Origin of the sequence: Streptomyces sp. 13-12-16 (genome assembly GCF_002114215.1) — a bacterium.
GTDB lineage: Bacteria > Actinomycetota > Actinomycetes > Streptomycetales > Streptomycetaceae > Streptomyces.
Window position 1 is genome coordinate 4172 of the sequence record NZ_NCTE01000657.1, and the last position, 16882, is coordinate 21053.

Annotated in this window: 17 protein-coding genes and 2 pseudogenes; 12 read left to right on the forward strand and 7 right to left on the reverse strand. The window is 70.0% G+C overall.

What is annotated here, in order from left to right; translation table 11 throughout:
• On the forward strand, positions 1–462 hold a 462-nt coding region (locus B7767_RS25225; protein WP_218775818.1), incomplete at its 5' end, for a LysR substrate-binding domain-containing protein.
• 248 nt (positions 463–710) lie between these two features.
• On the opposite strand, the gene B7767_RS25230 is transcribed toward B7767_RS25225, so the two are convergent.
• Entirely contained in the window at positions 711–1631 is a 921-nt protein-coding gene (locus B7767_RS25230; protein WP_085574205.1) for a S1C family serine protease, read from the reverse strand.
• Positions 1632–2089: 458 nt separating this feature from the next.
• Between B7767_RS25230 and B7767_RS25235 the strand changes: the two are divergent.
• The 3 genes and pseudogenes from B7767_RS25235 to B7767_RS48325 all read left to right on the forward strand — a co-directional run.
• Positions 2090–2604, forward strand: a pseudogene (locus tag B7767_RS25235) (transposase family protein); the annotation flags it as partial.
• A gap of 315 nt (positions 2605–2919) precedes the next feature.
• Positions 2920–3306 carry a hypothetical protein gene (locus tag B7767_RS25240; RefSeq protein WP_143652630.1) on the forward strand — a complete coding sequence of 129 codons (387 nt, stop codon included), beginning with the start codon at positions 2920–2922 and terminating at the stop codon, positions 3304–3306.
• 394 nt (positions 3307–3700) lie between these two features.
• Positions 3701–3826, forward strand: coding sequence for a hypothetical protein (locus B7767_RS48325; protein WP_256923560.1), 126 nt, complete (start codon positions 3701–3703; stop codon positions 3824–3826).
• Positions 3827–4399: 573 nt separating this feature from the next.
• Here the strand turns inward: B7767_RS48325 and B7767_RS25245 are convergent.
• Complete coding sequence (locus B7767_RS25245; protein WP_085574207.1) at positions 4400–5578, reverse strand: Cmx/CmrA family chloramphenicol efflux MFS transporter; 1179 nt, start codon at positions 5576–5578, stop codon at positions 4400–4402.
• A 298-nt stretch (positions 5579–5876) separates the two neighbouring features.
• Positions 5877–6866, reverse strand: a complete 990-nt coding sequence (locus tag B7767_RS25250) for a YafY family protein (RefSeq protein ID WP_085574208.1) — start codon at positions 6864–6866, stop codon at positions 5877–5879.
• Between the two features lie 92 nt (positions 6867–6958).
• Between B7767_RS25250 and B7767_RS25255 the strand changes: the two genes are divergently transcribed.
• The 7 genes from B7767_RS25255 to B7767_RS25290 all read left to right on the forward strand — a co-directional run bounded on the left by B7767_RS25255 (position 6959) and on the right by B7767_RS25290 (position 13521).
• Complete coding sequence (locus B7767_RS25255; protein ID WP_085574209.1) at positions 6959–7357, forward strand: glyoxalase/bleomycin resistance/extradiol dioxygenase family protein; 399 nt, start codon at positions 6959–6961, stop codon at positions 7355–7357.
• 441 nt (positions 7358–7798) lie between these two features.
• Positions 7799–8176: a hypothetical protein gene (locus B7767_RS25265; RefSeq protein WP_085574219.1), complete on the forward strand. Its 378-nt coding sequence runs from the start codon at positions 7799–7801 to the stop codon at positions 8174–8176.
• A gap of 50 nt (positions 8177–8226) precedes the next feature.
• A complete protein-coding gene (locus B7767_RS25270) occupies positions 8227–8631 on the forward strand; it encodes a hypothetical protein (protein ID WP_256923561.1) in 405 nt (134 codons plus the stop codon).
• A gap of 536 nt (positions 8632–9167) precedes the next feature.
• On the forward strand, positions 9168–10316 hold the full coding sequence (locus tag B7767_RS25275; protein ID WP_179167278.1) for an SGNH/GDSL hydrolase family protein: 1149 nt from the start codon (positions 9168–9170) through the stop codon (positions 10314–10316).
• Between the two features lie 456 nt (positions 10317–10772).
• Positions 10773–11114, forward strand: coding sequence for a YrhB domain-containing protein (locus B7767_RS25280; protein WP_306297991.1), 342 nt, complete (start codon positions 10773–10775; stop codon positions 11112–11114).
• A 29-nt stretch (positions 11115–11143) separates the two neighbouring features.
• Positions 11144–12481 (forward strand): endonuclease domain-containing protein, encoded by a 1338-nt coding sequence (locus tag B7767_RS25285; protein ID WP_085574210.1) that lies wholly within the window; start codon positions 11144–11146, stop codon positions 12479–12481.
• A gap of 176 nt (positions 12482–12657) precedes the next feature.
• Positions 12658–13521 (forward strand): alpha/beta fold hydrolase, encoded by an 864-nt coding sequence (locus B7767_RS25290; protein ID WP_179167279.1) that lies wholly within the window; start codon positions 12658–12660, stop codon positions 13519–13521.
• A 164-nt stretch (positions 13522–13685) separates the two neighbouring features.
• Here B7767_RS25290 and B7767_RS25295 read toward each other — a convergent pair whose 3' ends face one another.
• Positions 13686–14198, reverse strand: a complete 513-nt coding sequence (locus B7767_RS25295) for a hypothetical protein (protein WP_085574212.1) — start codon at positions 14196–14198, stop codon at positions 13686–13688.
• A 24-nt stretch (positions 14199–14222) separates the two neighbouring features.
• Between B7767_RS25295 and B7767_RS46585 the strand changes: the two genes are divergently transcribed.
• Positions 14223–14378 carry a hypothetical protein gene (locus B7767_RS46585; RefSeq protein ID WP_179167280.1) on the forward strand — a complete coding sequence of 52 codons (156 nt, stop codon included), beginning with the start codon at positions 14223–14225 and terminating at the stop codon, positions 14376–14378.
• Positions 14379–14442: 64 nt separating this feature from the next.
• On the opposite strand, the gene B7767_RS25300 is transcribed toward B7767_RS46585, so the two are convergent.
• The 3 genes and pseudogenes from B7767_RS25300 to B7767_RS25310 all read right to left on the reverse strand — a co-directional run bounded on the left by B7767_RS25300 (position 14443) and on the right by B7767_RS25310 (position 16661).
• Positions 14443–15060: a dirigent protein gene (locus tag B7767_RS25300; RefSeq protein WP_085574221.1), complete on the reverse strand. Its 618-nt coding sequence runs from the start codon at positions 15058–15060 to the stop codon at positions 14443–14445.
• A 488-nt stretch (positions 15061–15548) separates the two neighbouring features.
• Positions 15549–15685, reverse strand: a pseudogene (locus tag B7767_RS49125) (MerR family DNA-binding transcriptional regulator); the annotation flags it as partial.
• 22 nt (positions 15686–15707) lie between these two features.
• A complete protein-coding gene (locus B7767_RS25310) occupies positions 15708–16661 on the reverse strand; it encodes an aldo/keto reductase (RefSeq protein ID WP_179167281.1) in 954 nt (317 codons plus the stop codon).
• Positions 16662–16882 lie beyond the last annotated feature (221 nt).

Consider the following 16882-nt stretch of genomic DNA (forward strand, 5'->3'; position numbering starts at 1 on the left):
CTGACGATACGAGGACTGACCGCGATGCCGTACGTAGACGAGGAATTCGTGCTGGTGGGCACACCCACCGCGGCCCGGTCCATCGACCCCGGTCACCTCGACGAAGATCCGGTCTCGGCCCTCGCCCATCTCCCCCTGGTCGCCTACGCCGAGGAACTGCCCATCATCCGCCGGTACTGGCGAAGCGAGTTCGGCCGCCGGCCCCCCAACCAGGTGGCCGTCGTCGTCCCCGACCTCCGCGCGGTCCTGACCGCGGTGACCGCCGACGCGGGCATCTCCGTCCTCCCCCGCTACCTGGCCGAACCCGCCCTCCACACCGGCTCACTGGAACAGCTCCACCGCAGCTCCGTCCCACCACTCAACACCCTCTATCTCGTCACCCGCTCCGGCCCCCTCGCCCCACCCGTCCACCACCTGCGAACGCGCCTCGTCGACCACGCCACCACCTGGGGTTCCCTGTAGTCACCGGGACACGACCGTCTCGAAGGGCCCGGCTGGCCGCAGCGCAAATGGGCCGGCACCGACACCGGCCCGGCCTCATCGACGGTCTCGCCGTCAAGGCCGGGCCCGACTTCCAACCGCCGTGACCTCAATCGTCAAAGACCTCTGGACGGCTGGGGCGTCTCCAGGGGTTGAGTGGTGCGACCTTGGGTTCCATTGCCCGTGGGGCAGGCCCCCTGCCGCCCACCTCGTCACTTCGCGAACCCTCCTCAGAAGCTGATTCCGACTGAGTCGGCAGCGCCAGTGACCGAACCTTCGGTCATCATCTGCGTGGCGAACCCGGATATCGCCCCCGGAGGAGGGGCACCGGTGGTGACGATCGAGCTGTACTCGATCCCCTTCTGCGTGAGGATCCCCACCACCTGGTCGAAAAGGTTGACGACCAGAGACCCGCTGTCGCCGCGTTCCGCAAGGATCGGCTGATTGGCCACGTCGTCGGTGTAGATCTCGAATGAATTTGGAGGAGTTCCGATCCCGAGCGGCTGCAGCCCCACCGCGCTCACGCGGCCGGTGGTGAGCAACGTTGTTTTACCTCGTTTCCGCACCGGATCTCCCAGTTTGGCTCTGGACGTACCGCTGTAAGCCCCGACCTCGGTAATGACCCGATCGAAGGCGACGCCGTCATCGAACTTGAACACGGCTGTGTCGGTAGCGTCTTTCCATCGGTGGAGCCTACCGATCTTGCGGTTCAGGCCGGGCTGGTATATCGAGTCGCCCTGGAGGATGTTCACTGGCTCTGTGCTGCTCGCAATCACGTGCGCGCAGGAGATTCCGACTTGCCCACCGAACACCGCGTCGTCCGCAATGCCGCCCAAAGTGCCCCCGGAGGACAGGAATCCGCCGTGTTCCGCCTTCACGGTGCCTCCACCGATCACGGGAGAGTACGTGGCGTTGTCCGCCAATGGGGTGAAGTCGCGTTGCACGACCGCCACAGGGAAAAGGGTGTCGGCCGTCAGGGCCTCCAGCTGGCTGGGCACGTTGTTCCCGTCGGTGACCAAAACGCGAATGACGACTTCGTCCGTCAACTCGACCCCGTCCTGGCGAAAGCCGACATCTACGCCTACTACGCCAGGAAGGAAGGGCAACGCCTGCCCCAAAACGGTCGCAAGCACGTCCTTGGACGCCAGCATCTCAGGTGATACATCCATTCCATCACGACCTTTCTCATCCCGTAACGGATGCCGAATCGCCGTGGTCGGACCTGTCGCGTGAGCCGGGGCCGGGCGGGCGTCGCCCAGGACCTGGGGACGCCCGGAAAGAAGCCGCCCGCTAACGCGGCTGGATCCGCATCGAAATTCACGCCGACGACGCCCTTATGGATCAGGAGCAACGACTCGCGCACATCAACGCCCAAGTACTCGACCGGAATCGTGGCCCGTGGGGAGGAGGACGGCGTGAACGGACCGCCCCTACGTGGGTCTGCAGCCGTGCATGATCATTTTTCCGGGGGTGAGTTGCGGTGCTGGGGTGTCGGCGTGCTCGACGTGACGTGGCCGAACGGTGGACGGTCGGCCGAACGGCACGACAATCGCCCGCATTTTCAGCGTGCGCCTGCTCGACCTGGACTTCAACCGCTGACGCCGGGCTCGCGCCGGGTCTGCTGAAGGACCTGCGCGAGGCCGGCCCCGACTTCGTCCTGCTGGACGGCACACTCGCCGAGTGCGACCGGGCCGGCGACTCACGCGCGGACCGCTCCCACAAGCACCGCCGGCACGGAGCGAACGTGCGAGTGGTCACCGATCCGGACGGCCGGCCGTTGTGTCTCCCACCCGAGCCGGCCGGGCCGAGCGCACGACCTGCCCTCCCCGGCCCGCACCCACCGCATCATCCGCATCGGCGAGCGCCAGGGCGTCCCCGTCCCGGCCGATCCCGCCCACCAGGGCAGTGGCCCTCTGGCTGACCACGGGCATCGAACGCAGCCCCCTGCGGGGACTCACCTCCGCCGAGAACACCGTCGACCGGGCTCCGGCCGCGGCACGGGCACCGGTCGAACGCGGTGTCGCCCGCTTGAAGTACTGGCGGACCTTCCGCAGATCCCGCTGCGGCCCGAACCGCATGACGTCAATCGCCAAAGCCGTCCTCACCCCGGAGCGGCGACGCTGAAGAATCTCAGTCATGCCTCAGGCGGCACCCGACTCGCCCTCGTGTCGTACCTACGGCCCGTCATACCTGGCGGGACGGGGTGGTGCGGCCCCCTCCGGGTCGGCGGTCCGGTCGTTCCGAGCGGCCTCGTGCTGTGGCGAGCACGACTCGGGAGACGCGCTCTGCGCCGAAGCGGCGCGGCGGACTTCCCTTCGAGTGCCGGCCACCCAGGACAGGAGGAAGCCCATGCCGAGATTCCGGACGACGTTGAACCACAGGGGCGCCAGCTCCCCGGTGTCGGACACCGCCTCCCACACGAGCATCGGTACTACCGCGATGAAGATGCCCGAGGCCAGCGCGATCCGCCTGGCTGTCGTCAGCCGCCTCCGTCCCCGGGCCGTGCTGGGCGAGAAGGAGCGGCCGCACAGCCAGCCCGCGACCACGGCCGCGACGAAAGACGGAACGATGACGGACAGGTACGGCCGCTCACCGTTCTCCGATATCAGCGAGGCGATGATCATGACGGTGGACAGAAGGCCGAAACATCCCCACGCGCCGCAGGCCGCACTCGCCTCCGTCGGCTCGGCCGATGTGGTGGTCGAAGCCTTCGGTGAGGGAGATCGCGCACTGTCCGACGTCGATCGCGTCGGGGTGCGTCGCGCCGATCCTGTGGAGCCTCCCGGCCTGCGCACGGCGAGCGGGGGCTTCCGCCCGGTCCAGTAGGTCCGGGTGTGCCGACGTACGTACGTCGTTCCCCCGTTGGGCAGGCGGCGCTTGTGGCCGCGTACCGACACGGGGGTCCTGCGTTTTCTCGCCACTCGGTCCTCCCCGGGCCGGACCACGGTCGCGGCTCCCGGTGGAGCCGTTCCTCCCGAGAGGTACTTTATATCGCAACGACTTCGGAAGTGTTCGCAGGTCATGCCCTGTCCAGCACGGCCGTGAGACCGTCCGGGCCGCAGGGGGCCAGGGGGTGGGGAGCGTTGTCCGCGTGGCTGCTGACCGGCGACGCTCACCTGGCCGAGAACCCGCCGCAGACCGCCTTGGCGAAGGCCCGGCGTGCGTCCCCCTTGAGCGCCCTGACGCACGAGCCGTCGATCGCGCAGTCGTCCATGTCCTCGTGGACCTCAAGGACGGCTCCCTGTGGAGCGCGACCACCATCCCCCTCGCCCAGGCCGAGGTCCTCATGAAGCGATGGGCTGTCAGTGGGGATCCCGCGCAGGCCGGCTACTTCTGGTCACTTTGAAGCGATCGGTTGGACACGGGGCCAGTCCTGGCCGGCCGTCACCTCGCGTGAGATGCGACGCCACCGCTCCTCCCCTCCGGGCAGGGGCCAGGCCCAGGCCGGCTGTTCCGCGGTGTTCAGGGCGTGGAGGAGGCGGACGAGGCGTGGGCCGGCGGTATTACGCGACTGGGGCAGCGGGCCACGATCCGTTTCGACGGGCGCCGGTTGACGGACCCGTCGGGGTCGGGGAACCGGCGGTGGCCGACGCCCGGGCGGGCCGGCCACCGGCTCACCGTGCGTTCGCTGGTCCGCACGCCCCGGCCTTCGAGTTCGAGCGTGATCCTGCGGCGGACCACTTGTCGTCCCGCCGCAGCAGCTCGATCCGTTCGACGATCTCGGGTGGCGTCCGGGCCGGTGAGAGTGCGGGCCGCTGGAGCGGACCTGCGGCCAGGCCTCGCCGTACGTGTCGTACCGGTTCTTCCACTTGGACAGGCAGACGCCGGCCTCGGCGGTCCGTGCGGGCGATCGGACGGCTGCGGCAGCGCTCCACGAGCCTTTGGCGTCCTCGACGTTCAAGGGGGCCGTTCGCGTGTGTCACTGGAGCACCCCGGTGCTTCGGCCGGCTTCGATCGTGGTGCGGAGGGGGAACGCGATGAGCAGTGCGACCGCGACCAGGAGCCCGCTTGCCCACAGCGGCCCGTGGGTCCCGGCCGCGGTGTCGAGGGTGGCCGCGGCGATGAGAGGGCCGGCGGCGGCGCCGACGTTGAGGGCCGCGGTCGCATACGAGCCGGCCATGGTGGGGGCTCCCGCGGCCTCGTAGAGGACCCGCGTGATCAGTGTGCTGCCCAGTGCGAACGACAACGCGCCCTGCACGAACACGAGGGCGAACAGGGCGACCGGCTCGTCGGCCAGCACGGCCAGGACCGGCCAGCCGATGAGCAGCAACGGACCACCGGCTGCGATGACCGGACCGGGACGCCGGTCGGACAGCCGACCGGCGACGGCGACGCCGACGAAGGAACCGGCACCGAAGAGCACCAGCACGACAGAGATCCACCACTCGCCCAGCCCGGCGGTGTCGGTCACCACGGGGGCGAGGAAGGTGAAGCTCGCGAACGTCGCCGCGTTCACCAATGCGCCGAGCAGCATCACCAGGATCAACCGCGGCCTGGTGAGCTGGGCAAGCTCCGCTCGCAGGGCCGGCCCGCCGGTCGCCTCTTCCTTCACACGCCCCGTGGGGATCCCCTTCAGGATGCCGAGAGCCGCCGGCAGGCAGAGAGCGGCGACGGCCCAGAAGGCCGCCCGCCAGCCGAGCAACGTGCCGAGTACCGACCCACCGGGGACACCGGCGATCGTGGCCGTCGTCGTGCCCGACAGCAGCACGGCCAGCGCACGTCCCTTCCTGTCGGGCGGGACCAGCGTGGCGGCAGCCGTCAGGGCGACTGCGAGGAACCCCGCGTTCGCGAACGCGGCGACGACCCGGGTGGCGAACAGGACCGGAAAGCTCGTGGTGACGGCGCCCACGACGTGAGCTGCCGCGAAAGCGAGGACGAACCCCAGAAGGCTGGAACGCCTGGGCCAGTCGCGAGCAAGCGCGGCCACCAGGGGGGCGCCGACGATCATGCCGACTGCGAAGGCCGAGGTGAGCACGCCCGCTGTTCCGACGGTGACGTCGAGCTCTGAGGCGATGTCCGGCAACAGGCCGGCGAGCATGAACTCCGAGGTGCCCATGGCGAAGACCGCCAGGGCGAGCAGGTACAGCGGGAGAGGCATCGAGTGGCTCCGAGGTGAGGAGAAGCACGAGAAGGTCGTCTCGTCACCGCGGCCGGCCCCGGGGGCGCACGTGTCCCACCGCGGAATGCGGCGCGACGACAGGGCTATGAGCTCAGTGGTTCAAGGGGCTGACGGCGTGACCGAAAGCCCCCACCGTGTCTGACTCAGGACTCGACATGGTCCGCACGCTACCCGACCGGTGCCCGTCGAGGCACGTCGGTTTCACCGGCGTCGGCCTGTGTCACCGACGTCGTGTCCCGCAACGGCTGTGCCGTCTCGTGGCGTTGGTTCCTCAAGGTCAGGCCTGGCGAGCGTAGGACGCAAGGCGATCGGCGAGCGCGGTGACGAGGTGGCGCAGTTCATCGGGACGCTCGATGACGAACGGCCGGTCGAGTGAGGCGAGTACCGGAGGCAGCCAGTCGAGCCGCTCCGCCCGCAGTTCGACGCGCAGCCAGCGCTCGGCCGCCCGGTCCCGGCCTGCCGCGGGCTCGTGTTCCTCCAGGCGCGCGACGCTGACGGGAAGACGGGCGCGGATCTGTTCGACTGTCCCGTGGATCCGCAAGGTCACCTCGTGCCGGTACTCGGCCGTGGCGAGCGCTGACAACACGCGCTGTGCCGGACCGGGGCCGGCGGGCGCTTCGAACGAGCCGGGCAGGGTCCGCGCGTCCGCGATGCGATCGAGCCGGAAGGTTCGGTCCTCGCCGACCCCGGCGTCCTCACCCGTGACGTACCACCGGCTCGCATGGGCGACGATCCCGTACGCGTGCAGCGTGCGTTCGCTGCGCCGTTCGTCGCGGTCGGTATAGCGGATCGAGACCGGTCGGCGGTAGCGCACCGCATCGGCGATCGTGAGCAGGACACCGGCGTCCGGGGGGTCGAACTCACCGGGCTGGTCCGTGAAGGCGAGAGCCTCCAGGAGCGTGTCGAGCCGGCGGGCGACGTGCTTGGGCAGCACCCGCCGGATCTTCGCCGCCGCCGTCTCGCTCGCCACGTGCTCCGCCGTCGTCAGCCCCGTCCGGCGGCCGGCGACCAGGCCGAGCAGCACGGCCAGCGCCTCGTCGTCGCCGAGCATGAGCGGTGGCAAGCGGTACCCAGGAGCAAGCCGGTACCCGCCGTAGCGGCCGCGCACCGATTCCACGGGCACGTCCAGGTCGACCAGATGGTCCACGTACCGCCGCACGGTGCGCCCTTCGACGCCGAGCCGGGCGGCGAGTTCGGCCGTCGTCCGGGTGCCGCCCGACTGCAGCAGCTCCAGGAGGGTCAGCACGCGGCCGGTGGGTCGAGGCATGTTCGCAGCGTAACGCGGATACAGGACCGATTCCGTCCACTATCTCTCCTAGCCTGCGTGGTGCACGACTCCAGCGCAGCAAGGAGATTTCCATGGACTTCGTCTCGATCCGCATCATCACCAGCGACGTCGCGCGCCTCGTCGAGTTCTACGAGCGCGCCACAGGGGCGCGGGCGACGTGGGCCACCGAGGACTTCGCCGAACTCAGGACCTCGGGCGCCACCCTCGCGATCGCCGGTACCCGCACCGTCCCGCTGTTCGCCCCGGGCTCCGCCCGCCCGGCGGACAACCACAGCGTGATCACCGAGTTCCTCGTCGACGACGTGGACCGCGTCCACCAGAACCTGACCGGCACCGTCACCGACTTCGTCAACGAGCCCACCACGATGCCCTGGGGCAACCGGTCGCTGCTGTTCCGCGACCCCGACGGCAACCTCGTCAACTTCTTCACCCCCGTCACCCAGGCGGCCGGGGAGAAGTTCGCACGCTGACGCCGGGCGAAGCCGCTCACACGGGAGCCCTGAGATCCCAGGGCTCCCGACGAACGCGGCCGCCGAGTCCAGGAGCCCGGGGAGGAGTGGTACGACGAGCAGTGCGGCGGGTGCCGGTTCCGGATCGCGCTGAGCGGTGACCTGGGGCGGGACCGGGGCGTCTGCACCCACGCCGGGTCAACGTTCGACGGGCAGGCGCGATTCGAGCACGACGGCTGCACGTCCTTCATGATCCGCACTGACGCCTCATTTGGCTGACCACCCTGCCCAGCCGCCCCCTGTCCGGGCCGGCGCCCGCACCTGCTTGCGCCGCATCCTCGCCCACAACGCGCCCGCGTCCACGCGGCGCTCCCGTCGCGGTACCCAGCGGGCTCGCCCCGGCGTTCCTGGCAGGGACGCCCACAGGGCACGGGACCCGCGCCGTGTGAGATCGTCGTGCTCGTGATCGAGTCCTGGACGACCGATGACGACACCCCTGTCCGTGTGTCGTCCGAGACGGTGCCGGATACCCTCCGGGCGAGAATCGACGGCGGGCGGCTCGAGACGTGGTGGACCAGTTCGGCCGGACGATCCCTGTGCTTCGTGACGAACACCGAGCGCGCGATGGTGATGCTGTTCCAAGGAGAGGGAGACCCCGGCGAGCATGCCGTGGACCCGCAAGCCGAGGGATCCAGCGACGGGTTCGTCCTCTCCAGTGGGCAGCACGACGAGTATCCGGACCAGGACACCGTCTTCATCAGTGAGGCGTTCAGGCTTGTCAAGCACATCATCAGCACAGGATCGTGGCCTGCCGACGCACGCTGGGTGGCCGACCGCTGAGACGACCACCCGTTCGGCGACAGCCGCTGTGGCGCTCGTATCATGCCTGGATGCCCAAGCCCTTACGGATCAGCCGCCGCACGTCGGTTGCTGCGTGGGCGGTGTTGTGCGCGGCCGGTGTCGCCGCCACCGCCGCGCTGAACGCCTCCCCGGCGCCTGACCCGCAGTCCGAGAAGCGTGGAAGGCCCGTCAGCGCCGAGTGCGCCGAGTACATCGCGGACGTCGAAAGGCAGTTGGCCAAGGCCGAGGAGGAAGGCGACGAGGACGGTGCGTTGGCCTTCGTACGAACCCGGACCGGAACGGACGACTGCAGCGACGAGATCCGCGACCACTTCAGCGGCGACCGGAGCGCCGCGACGAAGCCGGAGCCCACACCGTCGCGGGTGTACTCATCCTGCCTGGCGGCCGACACCAAGCCGACGCTCACAGGCGACGCCCCGTGCGACGGCCGATGAAGAGCCTCCGCGATGCCTGTGCCCGCCCCACCGCGCGGGCGTCGGCCCTCGTGCGGCCGAGCACCGCGGGCGGCTTCTGGGGGCGGTGAACCGGTTGAGGCTGTCTGTGATCGACCCTCGGCGCTCCGGCCGCCGGTGAATGTCGCGGAGATCGGCCGGAGCCTGCTGCCGCAACGGCGGTCACGCGACCGCCCGCACAAGGTGAGATCGTGCATCACCCCCGTACGGCAGCAGAGTGCCGGCCGGCCAGCCTCCCGGTCACGATCACGTTGAACAGTCGGTGGGAGGGACATCAAAAACAACGGCATTGTCATCCGTTCGACAGGGGGGCATGGCCATGCCGGGCCCGGAGGCCGGCGGCCCTCTTGCCGGACCGTTGAAGACGGAACAGGACAGCACCACCTCCTGGACCACCACACCGGCGTCTTCCGTACCCGTCGCCACCGACCACTCCCCACGCCGCACCGGCACAGCCATGATGGGAGCGCTCCCGCACCACCGCACGTGCAGATCTCCCGACACCGGAAGGACCGCTCATGCGCACCGCTCCCCATCTCTCCCGGCGGGCACTGCTCACGGCCGCCACCGCGAGCGTCACTGCGGGTGTCGCCGCCGCCGCGGCTGCTCCCTCCCAGGCATCCGTCGCCCACCACTCCCCGCTGTCCGCCGTATCCGCTGGGTTCCGGACGGTGGGCCGGGTCAAGAAGGCAGCCGACGGATCGGTGCAGTACACCTGGCCCGGCATCGTCTTCGAAGGCCGGTTCTGCGGCACCGGCGTCGGGATCGTGCTCGACGACTCCGCCAACGACTACGACGTCCAGATCGACGGAACGACCGTCAGCACAGTGGTGACTCCCGGGCGCACCACGTACTGGGTCAGGGATCTCGCCGACACCGCGCACACCGTGCGGCTCGTCAAGCGGACGGAGAGCCCGTGGGCCGTCGCCCGCTTCGGCGGGTTCGTCGCCGCTCGGGGAGGAAAGGTCCTCGCCGCCCCCGCGGCGCGGAGCAGGCAGATCGAGTTCATCGGCGACTCCTTCACCGCCGGGTACGGCAACGCATCGGGTACGCGCGACTGCTCGGCCAACGGAGGAGTCGACCGGAACAGCAACGCGGACCTCGCCTTCGGCGCCCTCACCGCACGGAAGCTCGACGCCGACTACCAGCAGAACGCGTTCTCCGGCCGTGGCATGGTCCGCAACTACAACGGTGGCGAACCCGGCACCGATTACCGCACCTACTACGACCGGGCCCTGCTGAACGTCGTCGGCGATGTCTGGCGCAAGCCGCGCGGCTGGCGGCCGCAGGTCGTCGTCATCGGCCTCGGCATCAACGACTTCTCGACCCCGCTCCACCCGGGCGAGCCGTGGGCCACACAAAGTGAGCTGATCGCCGCCTACACGAGTGCCTACCACGGCTTCCTCGACAAGCTGCGGGCCCGCTACGGAAGCAGGACGTTCCTGGTGGTCAGCGCCACCCCGGTGTCCGGCACCGCCTTCGCCGACACCGCCCAGGGCATCGTCGAGGACCGCAACTCGCGGGGAGACGACCGGGTCGGCTACTGGCACTACGACGATCCCGGCCTGGACCGGCTCGGCTGCGACTGGCACCCCTCGCTCCGCGACCACCGGATCATCTCCGGTCTGCTCGACCAGCACCTCGCCACTCTGCCGCTGGACTGGTGACCGGGGGGACGGTCCGGGTCGGGCGAGGCCCGGACCGTCCGCGATGTTGCGGCAGGCCCGGGGTCGGCGGCCTGCCGGGTGTCCGCCGAGGTCGTCGGCCGGCATGACCGCGGCCTCGACCGGCCCCGGGAAACATCGGTACAGCGGTCAAGACCGGCCGCGGCTCGGCGACCACAGCCGAGCTGCGTCAGTCCAGGCAGAACTCGTTGCCCTCGGGTGCTTCCAGCGGGTCCGCGTTCGGGCCGGTCGGAGGAGTCTCCGCAGCCGTGGCAGTCCCAGCGGGCGTGTCGTCGAAGCACTCCGAGCAGGACCCTCAAGGTCTTCGGCGTTACTGGCGCAGAGCATTTGTTCTTCGGCTGTTGCCTTCCTGGGCGAGCAGGTTCGTGGCCCTTCTGCGTGGCCCCGGGCTGTGGAAATCCACTGGTCGAAACCGGTTCGGCACGGGATGCTGCACATGTGATCGAGCGAGAAGCCGCCGTTCGGACTGTCGAGGAGCAGCTGGAGCGCGACTATCAGCGGTGGCGTGCTGTGAACGCGGACGCGGTGAGGATGGCCGTGACCCGTGTCGAGGAGCACGAGCTGGTGTGGATCGTCTCCTGGCAGTCCGAGGACTTCGTACGCACCCGGAACTCGAAGTACGCGCTGATCGGCAACGGGCCGTATCTGGTCGACCGTGTCGACGGGGGACTGCACCGGATCGGTGTCGTCTCCTCGGCGACCGGGGAGTGGGAGGCCGACTACCGGGCCCGGATACGTGGGCTGAGTGGGCCTGTGGGTGCGCGCTCGCCGAGGCCGTAGATGTGAAGGGCGGACGTTAGCCTGTCGGTATGGCAGAGCGTGTCACTCCGGGTCGTACGGGCGGTCTGATCACTCTGGGCGCCGCGGATGCTTTGTGGGCCGGTTCGACGGCAGGAAGCGCTGTGCCGACGGTTTCTGCGGCGTTCACCGGTTCTCCTGCTCACGCCCGGGCGGGTTACGTCCTGCTCGGGGGCTGTGCGGTGGCGACGGTGAGGGCCGGCGGCGGGTGGGGTGTTGTGGAAGCCGAGGTGCGCCGGGCGGCGGCGGAGCTGAACACGGTGGAGATGGACCGCCGCGACCTGGTCCGCATCGGTCCGTTCCGTGACGGGGCGAAGCAGGAGCGCGATGAGGAGACGTTGCTGCGATGGCGCCGGCGCATCGCCCGGGAACTGCAGGAACGGGACGACCCCGAGCGGGCTGACGGCCGTCTCTGCCATCTGGCGGGGATCGACTGGCGTCGGATACTCGTGGAGAAAACCCGAGACGGAGCGCAGCGCACGTGGTGGCTGCCACGCGCTGTGGTCAGGCTGCTGGATGTGGCCGAGCACACCGAAACGCGGTGGCTGCGAGCCGCGCGGACCCGCCAGACAGGCACAACCGTCGCCGAGTCGCCCTCCCGCCACCGGCAGTCCCGAACCGCTGACGCCCCGCAGACGACGAGCCCCGACCACCCGACCGTCCCGCTGCGTCCGTACAAGGAGGAACTGAAAGGCCACCTGTACTCGGTGCTCAGCAGGAAACCCGGCATCTCCCGCAAGGTGGCCGGGTGGACGTGCGCCGTCTGCCGCACCGCACCCGCCGCCGTACTCGACCACTGCCACGAACACGGCTACGTCCGCGCCCCCGTCTGCCACTCCTGCAACACCCAGGAACGACCCGACCACCTCTACGGCAACGACATCCGTGTGGCCGACCACTACACACGTCTCTTCCACACCCACGCCGCCGAATGGCTCCGCCACTGGCACCGCTGCCCCGGCTGCCGCGCACGCACCACCCTGCCCCTGCCCCACCTCGCCGCATGGACCGCCCACATAGCCTGCCGCCCACTGCGCCCGACCCACCGCGACCCCAGGAGCTCCCGCGGGCGCAAACCCTGCGGTGCGCTGCGCGTGTCCTGGACCGGCAGCCACCATGCGCCCGCCTCCTGCCAGTTCACCGTCGCCGTCGACCTGTGCCCCTCAGGTGAGCACCGTGTCCTGGCGCACGTCCCCTACCGCGAAGCCGCCGAGCGGTTTCGCACCTGGCTGGCCGAGACCGTCCCCGCCGTGGCGGCCGAAGCCGGACCCGACCGCCTGGACGACCTCCCCACCCGTTTCCGGCCGGTCATCGCGGACACCAGCAGCGAGGGCCAGGCACTTTTCTGAACCAACGCTGACAGACCCGATGGCGTTTGCCGTGCACGAGAACGTCTCTGCGGCGGGGACGCTGCGCCGCGGGGCGACGACTCGTTCCCCGGCCTCGGCCGTGGGGCGGTCCGCGTCGCCGGAACCGGCGACGCGGGTGCCGCCGGCATCGCAGGGGCCGGAAAGTGAGCAGACAGATGCAACCGACGTTCGTACTGGTTCACGGAGCTTTCGCGAACTCCTTCTCCTTCGCGCCGCTCCGGGCCGAACTCGGCCTCCTCGGACACCGCTCCGTCGCCGTCGGCCTTCCAGGGCACGGGTTCGCGGCGACGTACCCGCGCGCCCACCAGGCACCGCAGGACCTCGAAGGGCTCGCCACCGCGCCCGGGGCCATCATGGGCGTCACGCTCGCCGACAACGCCACGCACCTCATCGGGATACTGGAGCGAGCCAAGCGGAACGGGCCCGTCATCCTCGTCTCCCACAGCCGGGGCGGCATGACGGCCACCGTCGCGGCCAATCGGCGGCCCGACCTGATCGACCGCATCGTCTACGTCTCCGCCTGGTGCCCCGTCGACCTCGACGTCAGCGCCTACTGGGCCGAGCCCGAGATGGCCACGGATGACGCCACGGGGCCGGCCTCGGCGATGGTCGGGAACCCCGCCGAACTCGGGCTGCCGCGCTCCAACTTCCGCACCGCCGACCCCGGCGTCCTCGAGGCCTTCAAGGCGGCGTTCCTCGCCGACGGGACGGACGAGGAGTTCATGGTCTTCCTCAACACCTTCCAGCCCGACGAGAACCTCGACGCCGGCACACCCGACGACCGGGCACGGGCCGACACCTGGGGGCGGATCCCCAGGACGTGCATCCGGCTGGCCGAGGACGCCAGCGTGCCGCTCGCCATGCAGAACCGGATGATCCGCGAGGGCGACGCGCTGACGCCGGAGAATCCCTACGACGTCCGTACGCTCACCAGCAGCCACCTGAAGTGGCGGGTCGACCCGGCACCGGCGGCCCGGGTGCTGGGTGGACTCGCCGCGCTCTTGCCTGCCGACTCATGATCGGAGCCGGACGAGGGGAGCAGCGGCGGTGACAGCGCCGAGGCAGCCGTACCCTTCGCGTTTCCGTGCGGGGAGCGCGGATGCGGTCCGTCACCGGCTCGAACCAGGCCGTGTCTGACGGATGATCTCTCGCACGGGTGAGCAGTCGCCTGCCGGAGCGGGCGTCAGGCAGGGACGATCCGGCCGTCCTCGATGCGGAATTCCTCGGTCGGCGAGCAGCCGATCGACGGCGTGATCAGCAGGCTGACGGCGACCGGTGCGGGCTGCGCACCGGAGGTGGAGAACTCGCACACCGCGTGGCGGCCGGTCAGCGGGAACCAGAACCAGGAATCCGCCTTGCCGACCAGAGCACGGTCCGATTCCCTCCACGCGCCGTTCTCGAAGGTGAAGACCTGGAGGCGCACGGATGCCGCGAGCGGGTCGGTCCGCGACCTCAGAGCGGTGAGTGTGAACTTGAAGTCCTCGTCCAGGACCGATGAGGCGATCCGTCGGCGCTCCGCCGGCCGGGACTCGGTCTGCGTTTCCTTCCCCTGACCGGCCGTCGGGCGGGCCTGCGGGTCGGTCGGCGACGGGTTCGGAGGGCCACCGGCGGTTGCGCCGATCGTGGCCGTGACGGCCGTGGCGGTGGCCGCCACGACGACACCCCAGCCCGTGAGCGTACGGAAGTTCTTGGTCACGACGTCTCCACGTGTGGTGAACGGGTGCGTGTTCCCGAGGTGCTGCGCACCGTCTTCGAACCGGCGCGCCCCACGGTCGACCGGGGCCGTGCCGGCACCGGTCCGAATGACGCCCTTTTGCCCGGCGGCTCGGGGAAAGACGACCAGGAAGGGCCGGTGACGGGACTGTCCGATGCCTGATGCGGGTCGGAACGGTTGTTCCCGTCACCGCGGCCCCGGGCGGTGTCGGTACCACTCGACGCGGCTACTTGCCGGGGGAGGACGGATGCACGGGCGTCGGTGCCTCGGCCGGACCGCGACCGTCCTCGGTCCGGTGAGGCCGCACGCCGGAGAGTTCGAACGTGAGTTGCCAGGTCGCCGGCGTCAGCACCCGCTGCGTCACCTGACCATGAGCCCGACGGAACTCCCCGGTACCTCCGGTGATCGCGTTGACGACCGGAACCGGTACCGGAATTCCGGTTTGCTCACCCTGAACGGTGATCTGACCTTCCGGCAGCACCGCGGTCGACGCGCACTGTCCCGCGTTGCGTTCGAGGTCGGTGATGACGCAGAACCCACCGATGCGCCCGATGACGGATTCCCCGCCTCCCTCGGCCGACGTCAGGTCCCCGCTGAAGACGAACTGGTCGCCGACGCTGCGGCCCGCCGCCCCCAGGTCGAGCTCTTCGCCGACGCGCAGCCGAGCCTCCACGTGGATGGCGCGGCTCTTCGCCGAGGTGCCGTCGTCAGGGCGGGGTGCCGCAGCCGGGGCCGTCTCCGGGGGGACCACGTCGGCCGACGCGGGCCCGATGAGGGCGATCCCGGCAGAACAGCCGAGAACCGCAACGGCGAAGAACATGAAGGGTCGGCCGGCGAAGCCCATGGTCGCCTCCGTGTTTGTGGGAATGAACAGGGTCGGTGCCGCCAGGCTTCGTCCGAGGTCGACGCGGCCGGACGGTGGCGGTTCGGGTCGGTTGACGGAGGGAGGGGCACCCGGGCGGTTCCCGGGGCCGTGGGCGAGGACGTACGAGAAGACCCGCGGAATCACCGGGAATCCTCGTCACGCTCACCCTGGTGGTGACGCATCTCGTCCGAGTTCGTTCATGACGGGCCCTCCGTCTGGCGGAAACGCTAATGGCGGCCGTGGCGACGTGCTCAGCAGAAGGACGGCGATGGGGCCATTGGGGTGCATTTCCCGGGGTGAAAGGGGAGAGGCCTTGCGTGCGGCGGGTCTGTCGGGGCACGCGGACAAACGCCGTCCTCGCCCGAGACCGGTGAGACCTCGCCGGCTCGCCCCTGCCCTGCCCGGTGGAGCGGTTCCTCGTGCGCGTCACGAAGGACGGGTGACCTACCGGGCCACCTTGATCAGCCGTCCTCGGTGTACTGCCCGCGCCCACCGGGGGAGCGCCGGATCGGTCCGATCAGCCCTTCGCGTTCGTAGGCGCGCGGTGTGTCGGGGAGACGCCGGTGAGTCCGGCCGCTGCTGCCGGGGTGAGGAGGACGGTCACAGGGCTCCTCGTCCGGCCGTTGCTACCGCGCTTCGGCGAAGCGCGCCAGGTGCTCGTCGCTCAGCCGCACACTGCGTGCGGCGAGTGCCTCCTCGATCTGCTCCACCCGGCTCACGCCGACGATGGGGTCGATCCCCTGGCGCATCAGCCATGCGAGGACGACCTGGTTCCTCGTGGCCGCCAGCTCGCCGGCCACGTCGTCCAGAACCGAGAGCACCCGAGTGGTACCGGGATGATCATAAGTCTGCGGAAGCGGCTTGTCCGCGCGCACATAGGAACCCCACATCAGCGAGCTGTACGACCACATGGTGAGCCCCTCCGACTGCGCGAAGTCCAGGTCCTCGTCGGTGAGCAGGCGATGGCCGCCTTCCGCGAGCGGGGTGAGGGGGCGCGGCTGGACAAGTGAGTGGCGCAGCTGCAGGGCCGTCCAGGGTTCCACGCCCTGCTCCCGGGCGAGTGACCGGGCGCGCTCGACGCGCCAGGCAGCATGATTCGCCGCCCCGACGCGCAGGGCCGTTCCCTTCGTGACCAGCTCGCCGAAGGCGCCGACGGTCTCCTCCAACGGCACAGTGCGGTCCTCGGCGTGAGCCCAGAGGAGATCGACGTGATCGACTCCGAGACGCTCCAGGCTCCCTTCGAAACCAACTCGTACGGCGGGGGCGGAAAGTCCTTCGGCGCTCTGTGGCCAGGAGTGCGGAACGAGCGGATTCTGCCGGACCTTCGTCGCGATCCGCACCGCGTCGCGCGCGCCGGGGCGGGATCGAAGCCACGCGCCGATGACACGCTCGCTGGCACCGCCGACGCCACTCGGATCGACCCAGAAGGAGTAGCAGTTCGCGGTGTCGAGCCAGACACCGCCTCCACCGACGAAGGAGTCGAGGATCGCGAAAGCTTCGTCCGGGCCGACGCGGGTGCCGAAGTCCATCGTCCCGAGGACGATCTGGGGGGCAGTGGTGTTGATGTCCATGCCCCCCATCCTCAGATCTGGAGCGCGCTCCAAGTCAAGTGCGATTGGGGAGACGATTCGAGACCCGGCCTCCGGCAGCCGTCTGTTCGTTTTCCCGGAGGCTCGTGTGAGCACCCCCGCAGCCCGACCCCACCGGCGGCCCGCCGCCCCCGCCCCGACGTGCCGCGTCACGTCCTGTCGCGCACCCTCGCCCGCACCGGCCTGCTGGACACGCAGAGCGGCCACGTCGC